32 protein-coding genes are annotated in these 24997 nt (G+C 65.2%); 16 read left to right on the top strand and 16 right to left on the bottom strand.

Annotated elements, in window-relative coordinates:
- Window positions 1-3 precede the first annotated feature (3 nt).
- A complete protein-coding gene (locus ASD15_RS15165; protein WP_057155791.1) occupies window positions 4-2019 on the bottom strand; it encodes a site-specific recombinase in 2016 nt (671 codons plus the stop codon).
- Between the two features lie 106 nt (window positions 2020-2125).
- Window positions 2126-3436 carry an acetyl-CoA hydrolase/transferase family protein gene (locus ASD15_RS15160; protein ID WP_057155790.1) on the bottom strand — a complete coding sequence of 437 codons (1311 nt, stop codon included), beginning with the start codon at window positions 3434-3436 and terminating at the stop codon, window positions 2126-2128.
- Window positions 3437-3582: 146 nt separating this feature from the next.
- Here ASD15_RS15160 and ASD15_RS15155 point away from each other — a divergent pair, with 146 nt between their 5' ends.
- Window positions 3583-4662 (top strand): porin, encoded by a 1080-nt coding sequence (locus ASD15_RS15155; protein ID WP_057155789.1) that lies wholly within the window; start codon window positions 3583-3585, stop codon window positions 4660-4662.
- Between the two features lie 63 nt (window positions 4663-4725).
- Window positions 4726-5562 (top strand): branched-chain amino acid aminotransferase, encoded by an 837-nt coding sequence (locus ASD15_RS15150; RefSeq protein WP_057156097.1) that lies wholly within the window; start codon window positions 4726-4728, stop codon window positions 5560-5562.
- A 10-nt stretch (window positions 5563-5572) separates the two neighbouring features.
- On the opposite strand, the gene ASD15_RS15145 is transcribed toward ASD15_RS15150, so the two are convergent.
- The 4 genes from ASD15_RS15145 to ASD15_RS15135 form a co-directional block, all read right to left on the bottom strand.
- Complete coding sequence (locus tag ASD15_RS15145) at window positions 5573-6121, bottom strand: DUF3617 domain-containing protein (protein ID WP_057155788.1); 549 nt, start codon at window positions 6119-6121, stop codon at window positions 5573-5575.
- Between the two features lie 37 nt (window positions 6122-6158).
- Window positions 6159-6848, bottom strand: coding sequence for an OmpA family protein (locus ASD15_RS15140; protein WP_157200949.1), 690 nt, complete (start codon window positions 6846-6848; stop codon window positions 6159-6161).
- 14 nt (window positions 6849-6862) lie between these two features.
- Window positions 6863-7009, bottom strand: a complete 147-nt coding sequence (locus tag ASD15_RS32335; protein WP_157200948.1) for a lmo0937 family membrane protein — start codon at window positions 7007-7009, stop codon at window positions 6863-6865.
- 123 nt (window positions 7010-7132) lie between these two features.
- Window positions 7133-7819 carry a glycine zipper 2TM domain-containing protein gene (locus ASD15_RS15135; protein ID WP_057155787.1) on the bottom strand — a complete coding sequence of 229 codons (687 nt, stop codon included), beginning with the start codon at window positions 7817-7819 and terminating at the stop codon, window positions 7133-7135.
- A gap of 137 nt (window positions 7820-7956) precedes the next feature.
- On the opposite strand from ASD15_RS15135, the gene ASD15_RS15130 reads away from it, so the two are divergent.
- Window positions 7957-8700, top strand: coding sequence for a Crp/Fnr family transcriptional regulator (locus ASD15_RS15130; protein WP_057155786.1), 744 nt, complete (start codon window positions 7957-7959; stop codon window positions 8698-8700).
- 70 nt (window positions 8701-8770) lie between these two features.
- Here the strand turns inward: ASD15_RS15130 and ASD15_RS15125 are convergent, their stop codons facing one another.
- From ASD15_RS15125 to ASD15_RS15115, 3 genes are all read right to left on the bottom strand, one after another.
- A complete protein-coding gene (locus tag ASD15_RS15125) occupies window positions 8771-8983 on the bottom strand; it encodes a glycine zipper 2TM domain-containing protein (RefSeq protein ID WP_057155785.1) in 213 nt (70 codons plus the stop codon).
- A gap of 11 nt (window positions 8984-8994) precedes the next feature.
- Entirely contained in the window at window positions 8995-9306 is a 312-nt protein-coding gene (locus tag ASD15_RS15120; RefSeq protein ID WP_057155784.1) for a BON domain-containing protein, read from the bottom strand.
- Window positions 9307-9440: 134 nt separating this feature from the next.
- A complete protein-coding gene (locus ASD15_RS15115; protein ID WP_229418195.1) occupies window positions 9441-11498 on the bottom strand; it encodes an AsmA family protein in 2058 nt (685 codons plus the stop codon).
- Between the two features lie 121 nt (window positions 11499-11619).
- Between ASD15_RS15115 and ASD15_RS15110 the strand changes: the two genes are divergently transcribed.
- The 6 genes from ASD15_RS15110 (at window position 11620) to ASD15_RS15085 (ending at window position 14696) form a co-directional block, all read left to right on the top strand.
- Window positions 11620-12012 carry a DUF4398 domain-containing protein gene (locus tag ASD15_RS15110; RefSeq protein ID WP_057155782.1) on the top strand — a complete coding sequence of 131 codons (393 nt, stop codon included), beginning with the start codon at window positions 11620-11622 and terminating at the stop codon, window positions 12010-12012.
- Window positions 12013-12027: 15 nt separating this feature from the next.
- Window positions 12028-12918 (top strand): OmpA family protein, encoded by an 891-nt coding sequence (locus ASD15_RS15105; protein WP_057155781.1) that lies wholly within the window; start codon window positions 12028-12030, stop codon window positions 12916-12918.
- Between the two features lie 21 nt (window positions 12919-12939).
- Entirely contained in the window at window positions 12940-13476 is a 537-nt protein-coding gene (locus tag ASD15_RS15100; protein ID WP_057155780.1) for a bacterioferritin, read from the top strand.
- 63 nt (window positions 13477-13539) lie between these two features.
- Entirely contained in the window at window positions 13540-13842 is a 303-nt protein-coding gene (locus ASD15_RS15095) for a YqjD family protein (protein ID WP_057155779.1), read from the top strand.
- 21 nt (window positions 13843-13863) lie between these two features.
- Complete coding sequence (locus ASD15_RS15090; protein ID WP_057155778.1) at window positions 13864-14244, top strand: phage holin family protein; 381 nt, start codon at window positions 13864-13866, stop codon at window positions 14242-14244.
- Window positions 14245-14270: 26 nt separating this feature from the next.
- Complete coding sequence (locus tag ASD15_RS15085; protein WP_057155777.1) at window positions 14271-14696, top strand: hypothetical protein; 426 nt, start codon at window positions 14271-14273, stop codon at window positions 14694-14696.
- Window positions 14697-14766: 70 nt separating this feature from the next.
- On the opposite strand, the gene ASD15_RS15080 is transcribed toward ASD15_RS15085, so the two are convergent.
- The 3 genes from ASD15_RS15080 to ASD15_RS15075 are packed head-to-tail and all read right to left on the bottom strand — an operon-like array spanning window position 14767 to window position 15771.
- Window positions 14767-15117: a hypothetical protein gene (locus ASD15_RS15080; RefSeq protein ID WP_057155776.1), complete on the bottom strand. Its 351-nt coding sequence runs from the start codon at window positions 15115-15117 to the stop codon at window positions 14767-14769.
- Window positions 15118-15142: 25 nt separating this feature from the next.
- A complete protein-coding gene (locus tag ASD15_RS31735) occupies window positions 15143-15295 on the bottom strand; it encodes a DUF3309 domain-containing protein (protein WP_082551849.1) in 153 nt (50 codons plus the stop codon).
- Window positions 15296-15327: 32 nt separating this feature from the next.
- Window positions 15328-15771 carry a glycine zipper 2TM domain-containing protein gene (locus ASD15_RS15075; RefSeq protein ID WP_057155775.1) on the bottom strand — a complete coding sequence of 148 codons (444 nt, stop codon included), beginning with the start codon at window positions 15769-15771 and terminating at the stop codon, window positions 15328-15330.
- 205 nt (window positions 15772-15976) lie between these two features.
- Here ASD15_RS15075 and ASD15_RS15070 point away from each other — a divergent pair, with 205 nt between their 5' ends.
- From ASD15_RS15070 to ASD15_RS15055, 4 genes are all read left to right on the top strand, one after another.
- Window positions 15977-16291, top strand: coding sequence for a BON domain-containing protein (locus ASD15_RS15070; protein WP_057155774.1), 315 nt, complete (start codon window positions 15977-15979; stop codon window positions 16289-16291).
- A gap of 51 nt (window positions 16292-16342) precedes the next feature.
- On the top strand, window positions 16343-17557 hold the full coding sequence (locus tag ASD15_RS15065; protein ID WP_229418194.1) for an AI-2E family transporter: 1215 nt from the start codon (window positions 16343-16345) through the stop codon (window positions 17555-17557).
- Between the two features lie 61 nt (window positions 17558-17618).
- Complete coding sequence (locus ASD15_RS15060) at window positions 17619-17909, top strand: hypothetical protein (RefSeq protein ID WP_057155773.1); 291 nt, start codon at window positions 17619-17621, stop codon at window positions 17907-17909.
- A gap of 114 nt (window positions 17910-18023) precedes the next feature.
- The gene (locus ASD15_RS15055; protein ID WP_057155772.1) at window positions 18024-18614 is read left to right on the top strand and encodes a hypothetical protein; all 591 of its coding nucleotides are present in this window, start codon (window positions 18024-18026) and stop codon (window positions 18612-18614) included.
- Here ASD15_RS15055 and ASD15_RS15050 read toward each other — a convergent pair.
- The 3 genes from ASD15_RS15050 to ASD15_RS15040 form a co-directional block, all read right to left on the bottom strand.
- Complete coding sequence (locus ASD15_RS15050; protein WP_057155771.1) at window positions 18611-19507, bottom strand: YihY/virulence factor BrkB family protein; 897 nt, start codon at window positions 19505-19507, stop codon at window positions 18611-18613. The genes ASD15_RS15055 and ASD15_RS15050 overlap by 4 nt on opposite strands.
- 74 nt (window positions 19508-19581) lie before the next feature.
- Entirely contained in the window at window positions 19582-20628 is a 1047-nt protein-coding gene (locus ASD15_RS15045; protein ID WP_229418193.1) for an OmpA family protein, read from the bottom strand.
- Window positions 20629-20915: 287 nt separating this feature from the next.
- Window positions 20916-21164 carry a hypothetical protein gene (locus ASD15_RS15040; RefSeq protein ID WP_057155769.1) on the bottom strand — a complete coding sequence of 83 codons (249 nt, stop codon included), beginning with the start codon at window positions 21162-21164 and terminating at the stop codon, window positions 20916-20918.
- A 289-nt stretch (window positions 21165-21453) separates the two neighbouring features.
- Here ASD15_RS15040 and ASD15_RS15035 point away from each other — a divergent pair, with 289 nt between their 5' ends.
- The 3 genes from ASD15_RS15035 to ASD15_RS15025 all read left to right on the top strand — a co-directional run bounded on the left by ASD15_RS15035 (window position 21454) and on the right by ASD15_RS15025 (window position 24454).
- Complete coding sequence (locus ASD15_RS15035; RefSeq protein ID WP_057156094.1) at window positions 21454-22029, top strand: winged helix-turn-helix domain-containing protein; 576 nt, start codon at window positions 21454-21456, stop codon at window positions 22027-22029.
- 146 nt (window positions 22030-22175) lie between these two features.
- Complete coding sequence (locus tag ASD15_RS15030) at window positions 22176-23090, top strand: zinc-dependent peptidase (RefSeq protein WP_057156093.1); 915 nt, start codon at window positions 22176-22178, stop codon at window positions 23088-23090.
- An 80-nt stretch (window positions 23091-23170) separates the two neighbouring features.
- Window positions 23171-24454: an ATP-binding protein gene (locus tag ASD15_RS15025; RefSeq protein WP_057155768.1), complete on the top strand. Its 1284-nt coding sequence runs from the start codon at window positions 23171-23173 to the stop codon at window positions 24452-24454.
- 3 nt (window positions 24455-24457) lie between these two features.
- Here ASD15_RS15025 and ASD15_RS15020 read toward each other — a convergent pair whose 3' ends face one another.
- Window positions 24458-24988: a response regulator gene (locus ASD15_RS15020; protein ID WP_057155767.1), complete on the bottom strand. Its 531-nt coding sequence runs from the start codon at window positions 24986-24988 to the stop codon at window positions 24458-24460.
- Window positions 24989-24997: the final 9 nt, after the last annotated feature.

Raw genomic sequence — 24997 nt, 5'->3', positions numbered from 1 at the left:
GGTTTATCTCTTTATGGTGGTCTCATCCGGCAATATGGGGGCCGTGTCCCTGGCCCCAAGGAAGAAGTCGACCGGCGCCGTGATGAAACGGCGGCCCAGGGCTTTCAGCAGGGCAAAGCCATGCTTGAAGCGCACCTGCCGCGAGCGCAGCGCCACCCACAGCGCCAGCGCGAAACTGACCAGCAGGTTGACCGCGCCGATCGCCAGGAAACCCGATACGGACTTCAACACCAGTTGCCAGCTGACATTGTGATCGAGTCCCACAATTGCTGTCGCGAAGTTGGCAGACGAGAAAGTTACGTGACGGATGTCGATCGGTAGCCCGAGCAGGAAGCCCAGCGTGCCTATGCTGCCGAGCAGGATGCCGAAGTAGAAATTGCCCATCAGGCCGCCCAGGTTGTTCTCCAGGTACAGGCCGAGGCGGGCCAGGCGCTTCTGGCCGATGAGGCGGCCCAGGCCGCGCCGCTGCGCAATGCGCTGGGCGAAGCGGGTGTAGAGCGCCTTGTTGTCGTAGTAGCCCGAGATCAGGCCGGCCAGGAACAGGCACACGCCGGCCACCGCCGCGTACAGCAGCGCCGGGCTGCCGATGGGGTCGATATCGTGCAGCAGGTGCATGGCTTTTTCCGGCGACACCAGGTGGTGGCCGGTGATCTTCTGCCAGCCGAAGGCGATCAGCCAGGCGGTCGGGATGGCCGTGGCCAGATTGCCCAGCACCGCCCACACCTGCGTGCGGAACACCTTGTTGACCAGTTCGGCCATGCTGTCGATGTCGAGGTATTTGCCGTCGCGGCTCTGCAGGCCGGTGGCGATGCGCGAGGCCGTCATGGCCGGCTGCTTGGTGGCCACGGTGAAATGCAGCAGGTGGATGAACATGAAGCCCAGCGAGTAGTTCATGCTGAACAGGAAGGCTTCCACCAGCGGCGCGGCGCGCAGGTAGGACATCAGGATCTTGAACAGCGCCATGAAGCCGATGATGAGGCCGGCGCCGGCCGAGGACAGGAACATGCCGCCCAGCTGGCCCCGGTTGTCGGCCACGTAGTGCTCGCCGGTGCGGCTGGCGTTTTCGGTGACGTTGCGCGCCAGCAGGTGAATGTTATCGGCCAGCAGGTCGCGCACCGTGTACTTCTTGTTGTGCGCTTCGATCAGCTCCAGCATCAGGGCAATGCCGGCCGCGCGGCGTTCGCCGGCGGGCGCGTCCAGCAGGCCGCCGGAGGTGTCGACCAGGAACAGCAGCTTGCGCAGGCGGTCGATGCTTTGCGTGAGCGTGACCAGCAGATAGGTCAGCGCAATGCTGGTGCCTTGCGCCAGCGCCTTCTTGCGGATCTTGGCCACCACGGCGTCGCACTGGTCCAGCATCACCAGGAGGTGGGCGGCGTCCTCCACTTGTTCGGCCTGGCCCGCCAGCAGTTGCCGGTAGCCTTCCAGGTAGGCGTTCACCTCGCGGTTCTGTTCGGTGAACGGCGAATCGAAGACTTCGATTTCGGTGTGGAAGTTGGTCAGCTTCGGTTCCAGGCCGATGGCGGCCACGCGGTAGGACAGCGTGCGGATCGCGTCGAGCAAGCCGGGCAGCATGACGTTGCGCATGCCGGGCACGGCGGTGAAGACGGTGTCGAACAGTTCCAGCCAGTCGGCGGCGGGAACGGCGCCGATCCACAGGTGGTCGGTTTCCTCGTGGGCCAGCTGGTCGAGCGCGTCGCTCAGATACTCGTCGCCCAGCGCCGGCGGCAGCGCGCGGTAGGCGATGCGGCGTTTCAGCTCGGTGAAGAAGCCGTCGTTCGACAGCACGCCGATCTCGGTGTAGAGGCTGGAATGGCGGCGCGCGGCGAGCAGGCGCAGCAGATAGTCGCGCAGCGCCTGGGCGTGCAGCGGATCGGCCTTCAGCAGCCGGGTCAGGGTGCGCACGTTGGCGATCGCCTGGGCCGCATCGGCAGGGCGCTTGGGGCGCAGCGCATTGAAAAGTTTTACCAGCGTATCGATGCTGGTGGTCGCATCGGAGATGCTTTCAAGAATATTAAGCATCCCGCTAGTCTACCCGAAATGCTGCAAACGCACATTTCCGTACTGCAAAATGGGGTCAGGGTTAATATTGCCGCGCCGACTAATTAACCCTGACCCCATATTGCTTTTAGCAAAGGTTGATCCTGGCGGCGGCCTGGCGCAGTTCGGCGCGGAAGTCGGGGTGGGCGATGCTGATCAGCTCTTCGGCGCGCTGGCGCGCGGACTTGCCGCGCAGCTGGGCCACGCCGTATTCGGTGACCACGTAGTTGATGTCGTTCTTGCCGGTGGTGACGTGGGTGCCGGGCGTGAGCGTGGGGACAATGCGCGAGATGGCGCCGTCCTTGGCCGTGGAGGGCAGCACGATGAAGGCCTTGCCGCCGCGCGAGCGGTTGGCGGCGCGCACGAAGTCGACCTGCCCGCCGGTGCCGGAATAGGGCAGGTGGGCAATGCTTTCGGAGCCGCACTGGCCCAGCAGGTCGATCTGCAGACTGGCGTTGATGGCGATCAGCTTGTCGTTCTGGCCGGCGATATAGGGGTCGTTGGTGGTGTTGACGGGGTGCATTTCCAGCATGGGATTGTGGTGCATATAGTCGTACAGCCGCTTGGAGCCGAGCGCGAAAGTGGCCACCATCTTGTTCGGCAGCCAGGTTTTTCTGCGGTTGGTGACCACGCCGGCTTCGACCAGGTTCAGGATGCCGTCGCCTATCATTTCGGTGTGGATGCCGAGGTCGCGCTTGCCGGTCAGCTGCATCACCACCGCGTCCGGTATGCCGCCGTAGCCGATCTGCAGGGTGGAGCCGTCTTCTATCATGTCGGCCACGTATTTGCCGATGGCTTCCTGCACCGGACCGATTTTCGGCAGGCCCACTTCGATGATGGCCTCGCTGCTTTCCACCAGCGCCGCCACCTGCGAAATGTGGACGTGGCACTGGCCGTGCGCGAAGGGGACGTTGGGGTTGACTTCGAGCACCACCGCGCGCGCCTTCTGCACCGCGGCCATGGTGTAGTCGGCGCCCAGGCTGAGCGAGAACCAGCCTTGCTCGTTCATCGGCGAGGCCATGGAGAACACCACGTCGGACGGAATCTGGTTGCGTTCGATCAGGCTGGGCAGCTCGGAGAAGTAGGCCGGGATGAAGTCGGCCCAGCCGGCCTGGCCGGCCGCGCGCGAGGCGCCGCCGAAGAACAGGGCGACGTGGCGCACATGCTGCACGGTGTCGCAGTCGAAGTAGCCGTATTTTCGCAGGGCAAGAATTTGCGACACCTTGACGTCGCGGAAGCGGCGCCGCTGCTCGGACAGCTCGGTGAGCAGGGCGGGCGGCTCGCCGGCGCCGGACGGCACGATGATGAAGTCGCCGTCGCGCACTTGCTGGATGGCGTCGCTGGCGGACATGCGCTTGCTGGCGTACTGGGCGGCGTACTGGGCTGCGGTGGTGCTCATGGTTGGTCTCCGGCTTGTAAATTGGTAGTTTTTTCTAAACTATACCCTTCCCGCCATGATGTATATCAACCGGACGACAATTGACCGGTTTGAATGTGAGCGCGCGCACAGATACACGCGTGGCCGCGGCGTAACCTGTAGTCATTATGAAAACCGCACTGTGCACCATCGCATTGTTGTCACCGCTGGCAGGGCTGGCGCAGGAACAGTCCGCCTCGGCCGTCACGGTGTACGGCGTGGTCGATGCGGGCGTGGTGGCCGAACGGGGCTGCGGCGCCGCCTGCGCCAAGACCAAGGTCAGCAGCGGCGTTGCCAGCGGCTCGCGGCTGGGCGTGACGGGCAGGGAAGAGCTGGGCGGCGACGTGCGGGCGGTGTTCACGCTGGAGGCGGGCGTGGGCGCCGATACCGGCCAGTCCGAGGAGGGGCGGCTGTTCGGCCGCCAGGCCTTCGTCGGCCTGGAGAGCCGCTGGGGCGCCATCACGCTGGGCCGCCAGTACAATCTGCAGTACGAAACCCTGATCGACGTGGCCGACCCGTTCCGGGGCGGCATGGCGGGCACGGCCACCAACCTGGCCGGCTACACCACGCGCCGCTACGACAACACGGTCAAGTACGCCACCCCGCAACTGCGCGGCTGGAGCGCGGGCGCCATCTACAGTTTCGGCGAGTCGTCCTACAGCACGCGCCAGAACCGCGCCTACGGCGCCACCATAGGCTACGAGAACGGCCCGTTCACGCTGCGCGTGGCGCACCAGCGCAAGAACAACCTGTCGGACGCCACCGGCGTGGTGCCGGCGGTCGATTATTCGTCGCGCAATACGCTGGTGGCGGCCAACTTCAACATGAAGGCCGCCACGCTGTACGCGGCCTACGGCGTCAACCGCGGCATCGGCAGTTCGCCGTGGGACCCGTCCAACCCCTACGGCGCGCTGGTGGCGCCCATGCCGACCAACAACAGCCACGACATCCTGGCCGGCATCGCGATCCCGCGCGGCGCGGCCACCTTCATGGTGTCCTACATCCACAAGAATGACCGCAGCCTGGCCAACCAGGATGCGGACCAGATCGCCGCCGGCATGACCTATGCGCTGTCCAAGCGCACCAGCCTGTATGCCGCTTACGCCAAGATCAAGAACAAGAACGGCGCCGGCTATACGGTGGGCAACGCCACCGAGCGGGGCAAGGGCAACAGCGGCATCAACCTGGGGCTGCGCCATTCATTCTGAGCAAGTGTTTCCACAGCCGTGCTACAGTTTGCGACTGTGATCAACAACCGCCCGGAAATCTTCATGTATCTCACCTATTTCAACGGCAGCTGGAGCGAAGGCAATGCCCCGCTGTTCGGCGCCATGGACCACAGCGTCTGGCTCGGCTCGTCCGTTTTCGACGGCGCGCGCTCGGTGCGCGGCCACATGCCCGACCTGCGTCCGCACCTGGAGCGCGTGGTGCGCTCGTCCACCAGCGTCGGCCTGGTGTGCCCGCTCAGCGTGGATGAGATGGAACAGCTGGTGCGCGAAGGCGTGGCCAAATTCCCGGCCGACGCCGAACTGTACATCCGACCGCTGGTGTTCGGCACCGACGGCCTGCTGATCCCCGTGCCCGAGAAGTCGGCCTTCGCGCTGACCTTGTTCGACGCGCCCATGCCGCCGTTCAGCGGCTTTTCCGCTTGCCTGTCCAGCCTGCGCCGTCCGGATGCCGACATGGCGGTGGCCGATGCCAAGGCCTCGGCGCTGTACGCCAATTCCACCAAGGCGCTGCGCCTGGCCAAGGAGCGCGGCTATGACAACGCGGTGATGCTGGACAGCCAGGGCCACGTGGCCGAGTTCGCCACGGCCAACCTGTTTTTCGTCACGCCGCAGGGCAAGGTGGTGACGCCGGTGCCCAACGGCACTTTCCTGTCGGGCATCACCCGCGCGCGCGTGATCAAGCTGCTGGCCGGGGCCGGCGTGGCGGTGGAGGAGCGTTCGGTCAAGCCGGAGGAACTGCTGACGGCGCTGGAGATCTTCAACACCGGCAACTACGGCAAGGTGACGCCATGCGTGCGCTATGAAGAGCGCGCGCTGCCTGTGGGGCCGGTGGCCACGCAGGCGCGCGATCTGTATTTCGCCTTCATGGACGCGGCGTAGGGCGGCCTGCTTATTTCCTGGCGGCGCAGTTGGGGCTGAGCAGGCGGCCGGTGCTGTCGACCGTCATGCTCTCCTGCTTGCCCTGCACGGTGCCGGACATATTCATGCGCATGGTGTAGGCGCTGTCGCCCTGGAACAGCACCTGGCCGCTGCCGCTCGAGGGCGGATTGGTGCAGGTGTAGCTGATGTTCATGCCGCCGGGTATCGGCGTGTGGCTGGTTTTGCAGTCGCCTTGTTGCCCGGCCGGCAGTTCCTTCTTCTCGGCCATTTCCTTGGTCACGCAATAGGTGATTTTCATGCCGCCGTCGGCGCCGCCGCTGAGGGCGATGCCTTGCTTGGCCATCATGGCTTCCATCATCTGGCGCTGTTCGGGCGGCAGGGCGGCGAGCTGCTTTTGCGCCTCGGCCAGGGCATTGGCGTTGCCGCCCTTGGCGTTGCTGACCTTATTGTTGATTTCCCACAGGCCGGGGCGGATGGTCTGCGCCGACGCGGGCAAAATGAAAGCGGCCGCAATGACTGCGGCCGGGAGGATGTGGCATAGCTTGCGAGTGGATGGCATGGCGGCTCCCGTTAAACGTAGCCGCCAGCATACCGCATCAGCCTCGGCTTTGCGGTTCCGCTACGAAGATTTCCACGCGACGATTGCGGGCGCGGCCGCTGTCGTCGTTGTTGGAGGCGATCGGTTCGCGCGAGCCCTTGCCTTCGACCACGATGCGGGTCGGCGAGACGCCGCGCGCAGCCAGGTAGTCGCGCGCGTTGGAGGCGCGGTCGACCGACAAGGGCTGGTTGATGGCGTCGCTGCCGGTGCTGTCGGTATGGCCGATGATGCTGACCGTGGCGGCAGGGTTTTCATTCAGGGTGGTGGCAAAGCGGTCCAGGATGGGACGGAAGTTCGACTTGATGTCGGCGCGTCCGGTATCGAAGGAAATATCGCTGGGAATTTCGAGGCGCAGGCGGTTGTCGTCGGTCTTGCTCACTTGAACCCCGGTGCCCTGCGTGGCCTGTTCCATGGCGCGCTTCTGGTTCTCCATGCGGGTGGACCAGATATTGCCGATGACGGCGCCGGCCGCCGCGCCGATCAGCGCGCCGCCGGCAGTGCGGCCACTACTGTGGCTGCCGGTGGTGCCGCCGATCAGGGCGCCCAGGGCGGCGCCCGCGCCGGCCCCGGTGGCCGTGCCGCGCTGGGTGGCGGACATATCGGCGCAGCCGGTGCTGGCGAGAGCGATGGCCAGCGCCATCGCGCCGGCCAGGGCTTTTTTACTGCCGTTGTTACTGATTTGGTTCATGGACACTCCTTAGGCTAAATGCCGCGTCCGCTTATCAGACGCAGCAAGATCATAATAATAGCCACTACCAGCAGAATGTGGATGAAGCCGCCGATGGTATAGGAAGTAACCAGGCCCAGCAGCCAGAGGATGATGAGTACAACAGCGATGGTATATAGCATGATAGTGGCCCTCTCGTCTCAATGTTGATTTAGGAGTTGTCAGTATCGGCGCTTGGTGGCGCGTGTTCTGTTCGGTGCCGTACATAAAGTGTTATTTCATTGCTACGCGCTGTCAGCGTGGTTTTAACCGTGCCGCAATTCGCCTTTCACCACGCGCACGCGTTCGCCCTGCTGCCAGTTGGGCGCGCTGCGGTGGAAGGTGCGGTGGCTGCCGTCGTCCATGCGCACCTTGATGGTGTAGCTGCGCGTGGCGCGCATATTGCCTTCCACCTGGTTGCCGACCACGGCGCCGCCTACCGCGCCGGCCACGGTGGCCAGCTGGCGGCCGTGGCCGCCGCCGATCTGGTTGCCCAGCAAACCGCCCACCACGGCGCCGGCGCCCGCGCCCAGGCCGCTGCCCTGGGCGCGGGTGGTCACTTCGCGCACCGATTCGACCACGCCGCAGCTCTTGCAGACGGCCGGCTCGGCCGCCACGCGCTGCGCTTCGGGCGCGCGTTCATAGGCGCGTTCCGGCACGCGCTCCGCTTCGGCGCTGTTGTCGGCGTAGGCGGCGCTGGCCGGCGGCGGCACCGGCGTCAGGCTCGAGCCCGGTCCGGGGCCGGGATGGTAGCCGGGATAGGACACTGCCGCGCCGTCGCTGGACGGCTGCTGCGCCTGCGCGGCGGCGGCCACTTGCTGCGGCGCAGGATTGCCGGTGGAGTTGGGCAGCCAGCCCATCAGCGCGGCGATGCCCACGCTGCAGAACAGGATGACGGCAATGGCGGCGATGAGCAGCAGCGGATGGTTGGTACGGACGGAGTTGGTGTTCATTTTGTTTTCCTTTGCAGACTGATGCACGGGATTTTCGCCGCGCCGGGCGGCTAGTTCAGTGCGTCAGCGTACATACAGGGAAATTCAATGCCGCTACCCTTCATTTCATGATGAAGAAAAGCTAACTGTCGCCCCCCATGGACCTGACCCTCGCCACCGCCCACAGCAGCATGCCGCCGCCCGACTATGGCAACCGGCTGCTGGCCAGCCTGCCCGAAGACGATTTGCTGCACCTGGAATCGCTGTGCGAGCAGGTGCATTCGGACGTGGGCGACGTGCTCTACGAGCCGGGCCAGGCCATCCAGTACATCTATTTTCCCAGCGACAGCCTGATTTCGCTGCTGGCGGTGGCGGAAGGGCGCATGACGCTGGAAGTGGGCTCGGTCGGGCGCGAAGGCATGATAGGCTCGTCGGTGGCGCTGGGGCACGAGCTGGCGCAGGTGCGCGCGGTGGTGCAGCGCGCCGGCCATTCAAGCCGCATCCACGCGGCCGACTTCTGCGCCGAGTTCGCGCGCATGGAATCCTTGCAGCGCCTGCTGTACCGCTACACCGACACCTTGCTGGCGCAGGCCATCCAGATCGCCGTGTGCAGCCGCTTCCATGTACTGGAGGCGCGCCTGGCGCGTTCGCTGCTGATCACGCGCGACCGCCTGCAGTCGGAGAAATTCCACCTGACCCATGAGTTCCTGGCGCACGCGCTGGGCGTGCGCCGCGTCGGCGTGACCAAGGCCGCCAGCGCGCTGCAGCACCAGAAGCTGATCACCTACAGCCGGGGCAATATCGAGATCCTCGACTCGGCCGGGCTGGAGGCGGTGTCCTGCCGCTGCTACGAAATGGTGAAGGACACCGGCAGCATCGGCATGGCCAACGTGTTCCTGTGATCCCGCAAGGCGGGCCGCAACAAAAAAGGACTTCCTCGGAAGTCCTTTTTGCTGACGCGGATGGGATGGCTTAACGCGGCGGCTTGTTGACCTGGTTGCCGATCACGCCACCGACCGCAGCGCCGCCGACGGTGCCGACTGCGCTGCCGCCGGTCAGCACGGAGCCGGCCACGCCGCCCACGGCCGCGCCGACCGCGGTATTCTTATCTTGCTGGGACATGCCCGCGCAAGCACTCAGGGACAGGATGGCGGCAACGGCCGCGAGGTGTTTAATGTAGTTCATGATGTTCTCCTTTATTTGAGGCGCATGTCGTTGGTAACGCTTTTCACGCCGTTGATGCTGCGGGCTGCTGCCACTGCCTTGTCGATGTCCGCCTGCGAGGAGACGAAGCCGCTCAGCTGCACCGTGCCCTTGTAGGTTTCCACGTTGATTTCCGATGCATTCAGCTCCGGCTGGTTCACCATGGCGGCTTTGACGTTGGCAGTCAGCACCGTATCGTCGATGTACTCGCCGGTGCTTTCAGCCGTGGGCGTCGATGCGCAGCCGACCGTGGCGGCCAGCATCAGCGCGCCAAGCAGGGCGGGAAGGGATTGCAGAGTTTTCATCTTTGCTCCTTGAAAAATTGCGCCTGGTACGAGTGGCATAAGGCGCTTGCAACACGGCCAGATTAACCGCCCTCAGCAAGATGTTCTGTTCGCCATCGCACGGTGATGCGTGCCGGCGACGGCATAAGTGTTACTTATTGTTTCCGCGCCGGACGGCCCTTGAGCGTCTTGCCGGGCGGCGGCGCCACCGGCTTGCTGCGCGCCTGTGCCAGCAGCCTGCCGCAGTCGCTGTCCTTGCCGGGCCCGGTGTTGATCAAGGGCAGCAGCGCCGCCGCCGGCGCCGCCGCGACCGCCAGTGCCACCGCGCCGCCCGCCTTCAGGGCCAGCGTGCCCTTGTCCACGCTCACGTCCGGGTTCTTGAAGGTGCCGGTGACGTACAGCGGCGAACGCAGCGTGAAGATGCGCAAGCCCTTGCTGTCGGGCTTGAGCGTGAGGTTCAGCTGCTCGCTGGCCAGGTTGACGCTGCCGTTCACGTCGATCACGGCGTCGTCGGTGTCGACGATGAATTCGCGCGTTTGCGCCAGCCCGTTGGTGACGGCGAAATCGGCCGCCATGCAGTTGAGCTTGACCTGCTTGTCGCCGGACAGCTTGGTCAGCACCACGTTGCCGAGGTTCAGGCCCATCTGCTCGAGCAGCAGCTTGCTGATGCTGCCCTGGTTGATCAAGGCCTTCACTTCGCCATTGGAGGCGGCCAGCAAGGTCGCCACCGAGTCGCCGGTGGCGCTGAGCGAGGCGTCGCCGTTGATCTCGCCCACGCTGGCCTTCAGGCCGTCCAGCGTGGGGAACAGCTCCTTGAGCTTCAGGTGGCGCGCGCTGGCCTTGAGTTCGGCGCGGATGGCGTTCTTGTCGGTGCGGCCGCTGCCGTCGAGCTTGACGTTCGAGGCCAGTTTGCCGCCGGCCCAGTCGAAGTTGAGCGGCGTCAGCGCCAGCACGCCGTCCTTCAGGTGGATGTCGGTCACCAGGTTGGCGATCGGCAGCTGTTTTTCGCGCACGATGCGGTCGGCCTTGAACTTGACGTCGGCATCGATGCTGGTCCAGCGCTCGGTGCGGAATTTCTCCACCGGCAGCACCTTGCCGCTGGGCTGCACCGCGGGCAGGCCGCGCGCCTGCTTGCTGGCATTGGAGTCGGCACCCACCAGCGGGCCGAGGTCGGCGAACTGCAGCAGGCGCGACTCGACGTTGCCGCTCAGGTAGCCGCGCGGCCGCTTCTGCTGGTATTCCATGTGGCCGCCGATGTCGCTCGAGCCCACCTTGCCGGTGAACTTGTCGTAGATGTAGTGGCCGCTGTCCTTGCCCAGCGTGGCTTTCAGGCGCCCGGAGGTCGTGAAGGGCGGCGTTTCCGGCAGCACGATGCCGGTCAGGCCGTACAGGCGCGCCATGCTGGGCGCGGCCATGGTCAGCTTCACGTCAAGCGCGGCCAGCGCGGTGGGCCGGGTCAGCGTGCCTTCGATGGCGATGCGGGTGCCGCCCAGGTTGACGTCGGCCGCCAGCGGGTAGGGCATGGCCTGCTGCTGCAGCGACAGCACCGCGCCGGCCTTGCCGTGCCCGCTAACCGGCGCGCCGCGCCACTGGCCCTTGAGCTTCCACGACACGCCGTAGGTGGGATCGGCATTGATGGTGTCGATCTCGGCGGTGGCGTCGGCCTTGGCCAGCGCGTCCTTGTAGTGCACGGTGCCCTTGTTGAACACCACGCGCTGCAAATCCAGCCGCCACGGCGAGGGCTTGTCCTTTTTCTCGAAGGTCCAGTTGTTCTGGCCGTCCTCGCTGCGCTGCAGCAGCACGGTGGGCGCCTCGAACCTCAGCACCGGGATCGAGATCTGCTTGTTGAGCAGGGCGAAGGGATTGAGCGAGAAGGAGAATTCGCCCACGCTGGCCATCTCGGCCGGCTGCATGCCGGCCGGATTGCCCAGGTGGATGTCGCGCGCCACCAGGTGCGGCCACGGCAGGCGGTCGCGCCAGCTGCGTTCGCGCTCCGGCACGATTTGTTTTTCCCACGTCAGCGCCAGGTTGCCATCGATGGAGAAGGGGCGGCCGATGGCCTCGCTGGTCTTTTCGCTGAGCCAGGGACGGGCCCGGTTCCAGTCGTAGTTGAGCAGCACGATGAGCGCGACGGCGGGCACGGCGAGCACGGTGCCGCCGATGGCGAGGGCGATTTTTGTTCTGCGCGGCATGGTCATGGGGCGGCCTTTCATACAGAGAGCATGGCGTCAGCCTACACCACGCATGGCGGGTGCAATGTGCGGCACCGTACTGAATGGGTTCTCCAGAACGCTTATAACGTCGATACCCCTCATACATTCAAGGAGAAAAACAATGAACGCTACGCTGCGTATCCAATACAGCTCCGCCATTTGCGGCCTGGCCCTGCTGATGCTGGCCGGCTGTGCCAGCCAGAAAGCCCCCGCTACCGCCGATGTCGCCGTCTCGCGCGCGGCGGTCGAGAACGCCACCTCCGCCGGTGCGGCCGAACTGGCCCCGGCTGAAATGACGTCGGCGCGCGAGAAAATGCTGCGCGCCAACCAGGCGCTGGCCGCCAAGGATTACCAGGCCGCGCGCGACCTGGCCACCCAGGCCCAGGCCGATGCCCGCCTGGCGCAGAGCAAGGCCAACTCGGCCAAGGCCACCGCCGCCGCCGACGCGCTGCAGGAAAACATCCGCGTGCTGCGCGAAGAGCTGGACCGCGCCAACACCACCACCGTCAAATAATCCAGGGAGACCACCATGAAGATGATATTCAAACCGGCCGCGCTGGCGCTGGCCATCGCACTGGGCGCCTGCAGCTCCGCACCCACCACCACCAGCCTGCTGGACCAGACCCGCGGCGACTACATGGCCGCCCAGAACAACCCTGCGGTGGCGCAGTATGCGCCGGTGGAATTCCGCCAGGCCACGGCCGCGCTGGACCGCGCCAATGAAGCGGCCGCCCGCAAGGACGATGCCGCCGAGGTGGACAAGCTCGCCTATATCGCCAAGCAGCGCATCGGCGTGGCGCAGGAAGTGGCCAAGCAGAAGGGCGCCGAGGCCCAGGTGGCGGACGCGGCGCGCCAGCGCGACCAGATCCGCCTGGACGCGCGCACCGCCGAGGCCGAGAACGCCAAGCGCAGCGCCGAGCAGGCCCAGGCGCAAGCCGAGGCGGCCCGCATGGCGGCCGAGACCCAGGCCGGCGCCACGCGCGACGCGCAAGCCAAGGCCGACGCCCTGGCGGCCCAGCTGGCCGACCTGCAGGCCAAGCAGACCGAACGCGGCATCGTGATCACCTTCGGTGACGTGCTGTTCAATACCGACCAGGCGGTGCTGACCGAAGGCGGCCAGCGCACGCTGCGCAAGCTGGCCGACGTGCTGACCCAGAACCCGGACCGCAGCGTGATGGTGGAGGGCTTTACCGACAGCACCGGCAGTTCGGCGCACAACCTGGAACTGTCGCAGCGGCGCGCCGAGGCGGTGCGCAGCGCGCTGATGGCCATGGGCATTGAAGGCACGCGCGTGGCCACCCGCGGCTACGGTGAAGCCTATCCGGTGGCCGGCAACGACTCGGCCGGCAACCGCCAGCTGAACCGCCGCGTGGAAATCGTGCTGTCCGATGCGGGCCGCCCGGTGAACTCGCGCCGATGAACCCATTGAAAAGGAACTGTCATGGCTGAATCCACATTATCCCCACCCGCCGGCATCGATACGGCAGCCATCCGCGCGGCAGCGCAAAACCTGTCGGACGGCCCGGTCACGGCCGGCTACAAGGGCGACCGCGAAGCGGTCATCAAGATGTTGAACGGTGCGCTGGCGACCGAACTGGTCTGCATATTGCGCTACAAGCGCCACTACTACACAGTGGCCGGACGCGACAACGCCGGCGTCAAGGCCGAGTTCCTGGAGCATGCCGTCCAGGAACAGGAACACGCCGACTGGCTGGCTGAGCGTATCATTCAGTTAAACGGCCAACCTGATTTTAATCCGGCAACGTTGCTCGATCGCAGCCATGCCGAGTATGATGAGTCTGGGGAGGTGCAGTCGATGGTGCGCGCCAACCTGATCGCCGAGCGGGTGGCCATCGAGTCCTACCGCCAGATGATCGAGCAGATCGGCGACTCGGACCCGACGACCAGGCAATTGTTGATCAAGATCATGGCAGTCGAAGAGGAACACGCCGACGATATGCGGGATCTGCTCGAGTAAGCGCTCGAATCAAGTCCTCTTTTTTGCAGTACGTTTAACCCACCATAACAACAGGAGTCCATCATGCTTGAAAATAACATCAGTACCGTGAACAACGACGTGAAAACCCTGGTCAAGGACGCCCAGGCGCTGTTCACCGCAGCCACCGCGCTGACCGGCGAAAAGGCCGAAGAACTGCGCGGCCGCGGCATGCGCGCGCTCGACACGGCGCTGGCCAAGGCCCACGAGGCGCAGCAAAGCGCCGTCGCGGCCGGCAAGCAAATGGCACAGTCGACCGATGCCTACGTGAAGGAAAACCCATGGCGTTCGATCGCGCTGGCCGCTGGCGTGGGCCTGCTGGTGGGTGTGATCCTGGGCCGCAAGTAATTGCCCGTGCCAGGAGCTGACATGGAGCAACCTGCATCGCCTGCCCCTGGCTTGATCGGCTCGCTGGCCGGCGTGTGCCGCAACACGGCGCGGCTGATCCTGTCGCGCATCGAACTGGCTGCGCTGGAGCTGTCCGAGGTGCGCGAGCACCTGGTGCAGCTGTCGGTGGTGTTTGCGCTGGCGCTGGTGGCCGGCTGGTTCGCGGTGGCCTTCACCACGGCCACCGTGGTCTATCTGGCGTGGGAAGCGATCGGCTGGAAAATCCTGCTGATCCTGGCCGCCGGGTTCATCATCATCACCCTGTGGCTGGTGATGATGGCGCGCGGCCTGCTGCGGCAGAAAAAGCTGGGATTGCCCATGACGATGGCGGAGCTGCAAGGCGACCGCGATATGTTGCTGTAACCAGGCTGTTGTAATGTGGAGTGTCCATGACTAAGCAAGAACACGCGGCCCTGGCCGCCGCCAAGGAAAAGCTGGTGCTGGAAGGCCAGTTGTACCGCGTCAGCGTGGTGCATGCCAAGGCCCAGGTCGCCAATGCGCTGCGTCCCGACGCCATCGTGCACAGCGCCATCGAACATGCGCTGGGCGCGGTGCAGCAGCGCTTCGCCGGGCTGTTCGGCGGCGGTGCGCCGGCAGGCGCCGATGGGCATGGCCAGGGCGCAGCCGCCGGCCTGGGCGGCCTGGCCAGCCTGGCCGGCGTCATCGGCCTGGTGAAGGGCATGGGATTGACGCGCGCGCTGCCCATCGCGATCCGGGTGGGCGCCTTCGTGGCGCGTCGCCGCCTCGTCAAGCCGGCGCTGTTTGCCGGCGCGGCGGCCCTGGCGGCCGGCCTTTGGCTGTCCAGGCGCAAGTAGCGCTGCCTGCCTGGCAGCAAAAAAAACGCCGCGAAGTTCGCGGCGTTTTTTCATGGCGCGGCGGATCGCTTCATTGTCCGCTGGTGTCATAAGCGCCTTGCTGCGGGTGGTTGGCATTGGCGATCTGCTGGCGCATATTGCCGATGTCCGCCGCGTAGGTGGCTTGCGCTTCCTTCATGCAGTCGGCGCGTTCCTGCTGCGCCAGCTGCTTGCACTCGGCGCGCGCTTCTGCCAGCGCGGCGTTGATTTCCTTGCGCAGCGTGGCCATCTGCTGCGCGGGCGTGCGGTCTTCCCTGGTCCAGCGGGCGGGATCGCCGCGCTTGATTTCCTGCTTTTGCTGGACCGCCACTTCGGGCGGCGTGACTTGCGCCTGCGCTGCGCAGCAGGCCGCTAGCGTGGCAATGGCTAAAGTTCGTTTCATAGAGTTCTCCTATGGCCGGCTAAAGTCATAGCCGGCCGGTAAACAGCATGAACAGCAGGATCAGCACGATCACTGCGGTGACGCCGCTGGGCGCATACCCCCAGTTGCGGCTGTGCGGCCAGGCTGGCAGCGCGCCTATCAGTAACAGAACCAGTACGATGAGGATAATGGTGCCCATGGCGTTCTCCTTGATTTCTTCGGGTTATGGTATTAGTAGCGATAGACGCGGCCATCGACCATGCGCACGCGGTTGCCCACGCGCAGGTCATACACGCTGTCCTGATTGACGGTGCGGTATTCGCCGTTGTCGAGCCGCACCGTGATCTGGTAGGCATCGTATGGCTGGTTGCGGTTGCGTTCGACGCTGTTGCCCACCAGTGCGCCACCGATGGCGCCGGCGGCGGTGGCCGCGGTGCGGCCGCTGCCGGAGCCGACCTGGTTGCCCACCAGCGCACCCACCAGGCCGCCGGTCACGGCGCCAACTCCACTGGTGGCGGGATCGAGACGGACAATCTGGATCGAATCGATCACCCCATGAGTGGAGTCGTTGCTGGCGGTGGAGTAATTGGTGGATGAGACGGGGGTGCTGGAGCAGCCGGTGATCAGGGTGGAAGCTGCGATCATCAGTGCCGCGACGGTTTGTGTAGTCTTCATGTCGATCTCCTGGAAAGTGTGCTTACAGCATAGTCAGCCTGACGGCAAGGGTCTGTGCGATGACGCACGAAGCCTTTCGGCGCCTGGGCTTGTTGCAAACGCAGAAAATAAATCACGGTGTGTACGCTAGCGTACAGATGGCGCGGCGCGGCTGGGTGACACTGCAGACTGCTCAGTTGAGCACTTTCCAACCAAGGAGAACACCATGAAGATCGCTCAAAAATTTGCCACCGCCGTGTTTACTGCCGCCACTGTCTTTGCTGTGGTCGGCTGCGCTTCCACCCCGACCAAAGAAGGTGCCGGCGAATACGTCGATGACACCGTGCTGACCACCAAAGTGAAAGCCAGCATCTTCAACGAGCCGACGCTGAAATCGACCGAGATCAATGTCGAGACCTTCAAAGGCACCGTGCAGCTGAGCGGCTTCGTGGCCCAGCCAGGCGACATCACCAAGGCCGGCGAAATTGCGCGCGGCGTGGCTGGCGTGAAGTCGGTCAAGAACGACATCCGCGTGAAGTAAGCATGCGGCCGGCGCCGTCCCTGCGGGGATGGCACCGGCAAGCGAAAGCATATGATGCACGCCGACGATGCAGCAAGCCGACCGCTGGATGCGGCGGCGTCATCCCCTTCCGTTCCGGTGCCCGACAAGCCGGACCTTGCGCAAGACACTCCCCCCGCCATACCGCCCGACGCCGCAGCCCGCCTGCCGCTGCACGTGCACGCGCGCGGCCTGGCGCTGGGCATAATCGCCACCGTCGCCTTCCTGTACGCGCTGCAATGGGCCAAGCACTTCCTGGTGCCCCTGCTGCTGGGCATCTTCATCGCTTATACCCTCAATCCGCTGGTGTGCTGGCTGGAGCGCATCCGCATTGCGCGGCCGCTGGGCGCCACGCTGGTCACGGCCGCCATCCTGTTCGGCTCGGCCGTCACGGCCGACAAGCTGCACGGCGAATTCCAGAACATCGTCGAAGAACTGCCCACCGTCACGCACAAACTGTCGCGCCTGCTGTCCGACAAGCTGGGCAAAGGACCGAGCACGCTCGAGCGCATCCAGGCCGTGGCCACCGAGATCGAGCAGGCCGCGTCCGGCGGCGCCAAGCGCACGCCGCGCAAGGCCATACCGGCCGAGCAGGGCGGCATCAAGGTGATCGACTGGGTGTGGGCCGGCTCGATGGGGGTGGCCGGCTTCGTCAGCCAGGCCGCGATGGTGATCTTCCTGGTGTTTTTCCTGCTGCTGGCGGGCGACACCTTCAAGCGCAAGCTGGTCAAGCTGACCGGGCCGTCGCTGAGCAAGAAAAAGGTGACGGTGCACATCCTGGAAGACATCAACAGCAGCATCCAGAGCTATATGTTCATGCTGCTGGTGACCAACCTGCTGCTGGCCTTGCTGATGTGGATGGCCCTGCGCGCCATCGGCCTGGAGAACGCCGGCGCCTGGGCCATCGTGGCCGGGCTGCTGCACCTGATGCCGTACTTCGGCCCCCTGCTGATCACCAGCGCCACCGGCGTGGTGGCCTTCCTGCAATTCGAATCGCTGCAAATGGTGTTGCTGGTGACCGGCGCCTCGCTGGCCATCGCCACCCTGGTGGGCACCTTCGTCACCACCTGGATGACGGGCCGCATCGCCCGCATGAACCCGGCCGCCGTGTTCGTCAGCCTGCTGTTCTGGGGCTGGCTGTGGGGCGTGTGGGGGCTGCTGCTGGGCGTGCCGGTGATCGTCATCGTCAAGGTGGTGGCCGAGCGCGTCGAGGGCATGGAAGTGGTGGCGGAGTTGCTGGGCGAGTAGCGCCCCGTGTATACTCGGGCGCAGGGCGCTTGCCGTGGCCCATCATCGCCAGGAGAGCACCGTGCCGCTGCACATACAAATCGAAACCGGGCAGGGCCGGGACCCGGCCTGCGTTCTGCCGGCGCAGGCATTGCAGCAGCTGCAGCCGGTGTTCGACGCATTCCGGCGGCAGACCGGAGTGCGGATGTCGGAATACGACAATACCAAGCTGCCGCCCAATCACGCCGGGCTGCTGGCGGACGCCATCGACGCCCTGTTCAAACAGGCCAAACCGGCCGACATCGCGGCGTTCCAGTCGCTGCTGCGCAAGGCGGCGGCGTCGCAGCTCTATCTCTACTGCGACGGCGAATAGCCGGCTGCGCGCCGCGCTCATCAGAAAAAATAGCCACTCCTGCAGTTGAAATTCCGGTCTCCGCGGCGTATAAAAACAGCTGCGTCCTTTTTGATGGCAACCACCGGAGAAAACATGACTACACCGATTGAAGGCACCCCTGGCAATGTCGAACGCAATGAACTGTCCTTTCCCGCCGCGGATGGACTGCTGGCGCTGGCGGACAGCGATGGCCACGCGCTGCCGGTTGAACGGCCCGGCGCGCAGGTGACGCGCGCGGTGCTGGCCGCCTTGCAGGACAGCGGGCTGGGGCTGGAGTTGGACGAGCGGAATTTACTATGCCTGCGCTATGGGCCGGCCGCGCACGTGGTGTGCGTGTCGCGCCAGGCCGTGGCGCCGGAGCGCATGCCGGACTTGTTGAAGCACAAGATCGTGCTGGGCGCCGTCGCCACCCGCGCCATCGGCGACGAGGACTGGCGCGTCGACCATCTGCTGCTGGCGGAACCGGTGGCGGGGCTGGCGTGCAGCGTGCACGTGATGGTGCAGCGGCGCTCCGGCGAACTGGTGATGGCCGGCTGGGGCGAACTGGCGCACGGCCAGCTGCTGTTCCACCTGCACGCGGTGAAGCGGCCCGGCGCGGTGCCGGTCGCCATCGCCGGTTGCCTGGGGGACGGCCGCCTCGACATCACGCACGCTGCCGCCAGCATGCCGGACGCCATGCACTAAAGCAGCAAATTGCCGTGCTCGTCGCGCGGATGGTGGCGCAGGCTGCCCAGCTGCAGCGCGTACTGGCGCGCGAACTCGGCGCCGAGGAAGAAGATCTGCGCCGAGTAGTACACCCAGAGCAGCAGCGCGATCAGCGAGCCGGCAGCGCCGAAGCTGTTGGCCACGCCGCTGTTGCCGATGTAGGCGCCGATACCGTATTTGCCCAAGGTGAACAAGGCCGCCGTGCCGAGCGCGCCGATGGTGACGTCGTGCCAGGACAGCGCGATGCGCGGCAGCAGCTTGTAGATCACGCCGAACATGGCGGCGATCACCAGGAAGCCGATGGCCCAGTTGATGACCGACAGCGCCAGCGTGGCGCTGCTCCACAAGCCCTGCCAGTATTTCTCCAGCACCGCCAGCGCGGCGCTTACCACCAGCGACACCATCAGCAGAAAACCCAGCACCAGCACCATGCCGAAGGATAGCAGGCGGGTGCGCACGGTGTCCCACACGGTGCCTTGCGTCAGCGGCGGCAGCTGCCAGATTTCGTCCAGGCTGGATTTTAGTTCGGCAAAGACGGTGGTGGCGCCGAACAGCAGCAGGGCGCCCGCCACCAGCGTGGCCAGCTTGCCTTCTTCCTGGTTGCGGGCGCCGGCCAGCACGGCCTGCAGCGCTTCCGCGCCCTGCGGGCCGACCAGGCCGCGCAGCTGCCCGAACAGCTCGCCCTGCGCCGCCTGCTCGCCGTAGAAGGCGCCGGCGATGGCGATCACCAGCACCAGGATGGGCGCGATGGAGAACATGGTGTAGAAGGCCAGCGCTGCCCCCTTGCTGCTGGCGCGGTGCTCCAGCCATTCGGTGACGGTGCAGACGGCCACGCTGCGCAGCGTCTTCACCTTGGGCGGAATGTGTCTCATGGCAATATCTCCTTCCGAAAAAGAAAAAGGGGCCGAAGCCCCTTTTCCCAACAGTCAGACGACCGGCCGTGCGATTAGTTCACGCGGCGTTCGATGGTCACTTGATCGACTTCCACGCGGCGGTTAGGCTCCAGGCACTTGATCAGGTCGGCGCGCTTCTTGTTGTCGCACTGTACTACTGGCTGGGACTCGCCCTTGCCGACGGCGTTCAGGCGGTCAGCGGCAACGCCTTTACCGGTCAGGTAAGCCTTGACCGAGTTGGCGCGCTGTTCCGACAGCTTCTGGTTGTACTTGTCCGAACCCAGGCGGTCGGTGTGGCCGGTGATGGTCACGTTGCCGACGGATGGGTTGTTGTTCAGCAGCGTGGCCAGCTCGTCCAGCTTAGGCTGGTTCGGGTTCAGCTTGGCGCTGTCGAAGGCGAACAGTTCGGTCGCCGACATGGTGACCTTCTCGAAGCGCGGCGCTGGCGGCGGCGGTGGAGGAGGCGCTACCGGTGCCGGTGCTGGTGCTGCCACAGGCGCTGGCGCCGGTGCCGGCGGTGCTGCCGGTACTGGCTTAGGACCGAGCGCGTAGTTCAGCGCGAAGTTCAGGTAAGCATTGTTGCTGTTGGCGCCCACGCCCGGGAAAGCGTTGTCGCGCACGAAGGCGTGCACGTTGCGCAGGTCGGCTTGCAGCGACAGGCGGTCGGTCAGGTCGGACTGGAAGCCCACGCCGGCGCTGACGAACGGTGCGCTCTTTTCGCGCTCTGCGGCATTGCGCAGGTTGGTGCGCGAACGCTCGGCGCCGATACCGACCAGCAGGAAGGGACGCACGGCTTTGCGCGAGAACAGGTACAGGCCGTCCACGCCCAGCGTTTCTTGCTGGTAGCGGGTGCCGTTGTCGCGGCTGCGGGCATAGGTGTAACCGGTCTGGATGTCCCAGTTCTGGTTCAGGGCTTTACCGAACTTCAGGCCGGCGCCATGGCCGCTCTTGTCGATGCCGAAGTCCGAGTCCTGGTCCATGATGCTCAGGCTGGGCTGGACGTACCAGTTAGGGTTGATCACGGCTTCCTGCGCCAGAGCGGCGGACGAGGCCAGCGACATCAGGGCTGCAACGATAGCAATTTTATTGGTCTTTTTCACAAGTAACTCCCGTTTTTATTTGAGGGTGGTGCTGCCTACACAGCGAAGTTTCCAGCTAGGTGCTGAGCTGTTGGACTGGACTTTATGGACATTTGCTCAATAGCTCCGTGCGCTACCGCACAAAACTCTTGCGCTACATCAAATGTGTTGTCGAATTGTGACGGTCCAGCCTGTGAACTGGCGTCAGTTTGCGCAGTCCAATGGAAACCGCGCCGTCACCATAAATGGTGCGGCGCGGTAGGTATTGTAGCAGAGTAACAAGCTTGGTGACTTGGCCAGCCCAGAATTTAGCGGGCAGGTGGTGGCGGCGCCGGTTCTTCCGCAGGTTTCGGAGCGTCCGGCACCACGATCAGGGTGTCGCCGGCTTTGCCCGGCTCGCCCGGTGCGCCTTGCGGTCCAGGAGGGCCCGGCACAGGAACCGGCACCGCGGCCGGCGCCGGGGTTTCCACCGCCGGCGGGTTGTTAACAGTGGTTTTTTCGCAGGCGGTCAGGGTCAGGGCGGCGGCCACGGTGGCCAACAGGATGGAAATTTTCATGATCAGTCCTCTCTTTGGTAAAGATGGAATCACTGTAGCGGCCCCCGCAGCACTGCTCTGTTCGCGAACGCACCAAGCGGCCCCGCAAGGCCCATTATTGACCGATTGCTCACTTATGTTCGTTGCCGCACAGACCAAAACAGGCCGCCACGGCATTCTAGACCCCAGAAGTAGACGAATGCGTGGCCTGCAAGGCAGTCGGGCCCCTCGCCACGCAATCCTGGCTATCGTTATAAGGAGTGATGAAATGCATGCAATCAGAGATAACCAAAATTCCGGCCACGCCATGATGGAGCCTGCCAAGGCGGCAGACAAACCAAGGCTGACGCTGGTAGAACGTCCCGGTCCTATTCCTGAGCGCAAGGCCTTGTCGCTGGCGCCCATTGAGCGGGTGCGTTCGACTTCGGCTACGCTGCGCCGCATCGAAAACATGCAAAAGTTGATCGCCGAGCTGCAGCAACATGAAATGCTGGCCGACGAGATTGCATGGTTCCTCAAGTTTTCGCCTTCCGGCGCCCGCAAATACATCCGCGACCTGCGCGACGCCGGCGTGATCGAACTGGCCCGCTATATTGAAGGCACCGCCACCTACCTGGGCAAGGCGGTCTACCAGCTGACGCCCGACCCTGAGCGCGTGAAGCAGTTCCTGGCCGCCATCGTGCAGCCCAAGCGCGAAGGCGCGCCGCCGCGCAAGGAGCGCCCCAGCCTGCGGGAACAGGCCATGGCCGGCGCCGGCCGCCACTTCCATATCCTGGCCGACGACACCCATTATGCGATCCGCGTCAACCGCGGCCCGGTCACCCGCGATCCGCTCGTGGCAGCCCTGTTCGGCGCGCCGACCTCGCTGCAAAAGGCACAGCCGTAAAGCCGCCGCCCGTCCAGACGGGCGCCGCACCTGGTGCGGCCAGCAATGCTACACTCAAACAGCCGGAATGCGTTCCGGCTGTTGTGCATTGAATTGTCGGAAAGGAACCCCACCTGAGGCGGACAAGTTTCCTTATGGATGGCACTATGGACGGATTGTTGTGGATACCCGTGTTGGCGCTGGCAGTGGCCGCGCCGCTGCTGTACCCGCGCTGGCGGTTGCGGCGGGCACTGGCCCGGCCGCTGCCGGCTGCCGCCGAAGCGGTCTTGCAGCGCAATATCCCGGTGTACGCCAGCATGGGCGCCGCGCTGCAGCAGCAGCTGCGGCAACTGGTCAAGCAGTTCCTGCACCAGAAGAAATTCGTCGGCTGCGAGGGCCTGGAGCTGGATGACGAGATGCGTTACACCATCGCCGGCCAGGCCTGCCTGCTGCTGCTGAACCGGCCCAGCAAGGTGTACCGCGCGCTGCACACCATCCTGGTCTACCCCAGCGCCTTCCTGGTGCCGCGCCAGCAAATGGAGGCCGGCGGGGTGGTCACGGCCCACAAGCAGACGCTGCTGGGCGAGTCCTGGGATGACGGCCGCGTGGTGCTGTCCTGGGCCGACGTCAAGCGCGGCTACCGCGACTGGACCGACGGCCACAACGTGGTGCTGCACGAGTTCGCGCACCAGCTCGACAGCGAATCGGGCAGCACCAACGGTGCGCCCTACCTGGGCAGCCAGGACAGCTACCGCAGCTGGTCGGCGGTTCTGTCGCGCGACTACGACAATCTGCGCTACGACGCCTACTATGGCCGGCAGGACAGTGTGCTCGACCATTACGGCGCCACCAGTCCGGCCGAGTTTTTTGCCGTCGCCACCGAGACCTTCTTCGAGAAGCCGTGGCAGATGGCCGGCCGCCACGCCGCCCTCTATGACGAGTTCATGAAGTACTACCGGGTCGATCCGCGCGCCTGGCTGGACCAGCCGGCGGCGCCGCCGCTGCCGGAACCCGGCCCGGTCCCGCTGATGGCGGCCGGGCCCGGCGCGGCGCGCCGTTCCTACGCCATTGCAAGCTGGTAGGGGCCGGCATAAGGTGCGCTTTCCGTCGAGGAAAAGAGCATAATTCAAGCATGTCCTAGGCGCGCGGGAAGGGTGGCGACATGCAATTCGAGGAATTCGATTTTTTCACACAGGCCCCGGTGGCGCCGGCCGCAGCGGCAGAGGCCGCCTCGCCGCTGGTGCGCTTGCAATACCTGGTCGACAACACGCCCGCCATCATCTACTGCACCGTGCCCAGCGGCGACTTCAAGATGACCTTCGTCAGCAACAACGCCCTCAACGTGCTGGGTTACCGGCCGGAAGACATGGTGGCCGACCCCAACTTCTGGTTCGACCACATTCACCCGGACGACGCGCCCAATATCTTCTCCAGCCTGGCCAGCATCTTCACCGAAGGGCAGCGCGCCTACGAGTACCGCTTCCGCATCGCCGACGGCTCCTACCTGTGGATGCACGACAGCCTGCGCCTGATCCGCGACGAGCACGGCGCACCGCTGGAGGTGATCGGCTCGCTTACCGACATCACCGTGCGCAAGCACATGGAGCAGGCCCAGCATGACCTGATCGCCAAACTGCGCGAGGCCCACGAACAATTGCTGCAGTCGGAGAAAATGGCCTCGATCGGCCAGCTGGCGGCCGGCATCGCGCACGAGATCAACAACCCGGTGGGCTTCGTCAATTCCAATATGGGCACCTTGCGCAATTACGTGAGCACCCTGTTCGGCGTGGTCGATGCCTACGACCAGGCGCTGGCGGCGCAGCCGCTGCCGCCCGCGCTGGCGGCGCGCATCGGCGCGGCGCGCCAGGCGGCCGACCTGGAGTTTCTGCGCGAGGACGTCACCGAGCTGGTGAAGGAATCGATGGACGGGCTCAAGCGCGTCAAGGACATCGTGCAGGCGCTCAAGGATTTTTCGCACGTGGGCGAAACCGAGTGGCAGGTGGCCGATCTGCACCACGGCCTGGACAGCACGCTCAACATCGTGGCCAACGAGATCAAGTACAAGTGCACGGTGGAAAAGCAGTACGGCGTGCTGCCGCAGGTCGAGTGCCTGGCCTCGCAGCTGAACCAGGTGTTCATGAATCTGCTGGTCAACGCCGGCCACGCCATCAAGGAGCGCGGCACCATCACCTTGCGCACCGGCGCCGAGAACGGCTGGGTCTGGATCGAGGTGGGCGATTCGGGCTGCGGCATCCCGCCGGAAAACCTGAACCGCATTTTCGAACCCTTCTTCACCACCAAGCCGGTCGGCAGCGGCACCGGGCTGGGCCTGTCGCTGTCCTACGGCATCGTCAACAAGCACGGCGGCCGCATCGAGGTGGCTTCCGAAGTGGGCAAGGGCACCCGCTTCACGATACGGCTGCCGGTGCACCCGCCCAAGGGCTGAGCGCTACAGGATAATCGAGCCGTCCGGCGCCCGGTTCACCTTCAGGATGCCGGGTTCCTCCGCCTCCAGACGCTGCGCTTCCAGTTCCTGCGGCGTGAGCTGGGAGGCGTCCCGGGCCGGCTGGGCCCGCGACGCGGCCTGGTCGGCCAGCAGACGGTCGCGCATGGCCAGCGCTTCGCCGATATTGTCCTGCAGGTCGGCCAGCTGCCAGGGCTTGGGGATGAAACGGAACACGTGCGCCTCGTTGATGGCGCTGATGGCCGTCTCGAACTCGGTGGAGGCCGTCAGCATCATGCGCACCGTGTTGGGCGCGACATCCTTGAGCGCCTGCAGAAAGGCCACGCCGCTCATTTGCGGCATGTGGTAGTCCGAGATCGCCACGTCGAAGTCGCACACGCACACGCGCTGCAGCGCCTCGAAGGGATTGGTGAAGATTTCCGTCTGCAGATCGAGGTGCTTCAGCTGCGCACGCATCGAGCGCTGCAGCGCCATCAGCACGTTCATTTCATCGTCCAGCAGCAGGATGCGTCGCATGGTTTCCTC

Source organism: Massilia sp. Root351 (assembly GCF_001425045.1).
Taxonomy (GTDB): Bacteria; Pseudomonadota; Gammaproteobacteria; order Burkholderiales; family Burkholderiaceae_D; genus Rugamonas.
This window is presented reverse-complemented; position numbering and strand designations above follow the sequence as displayed.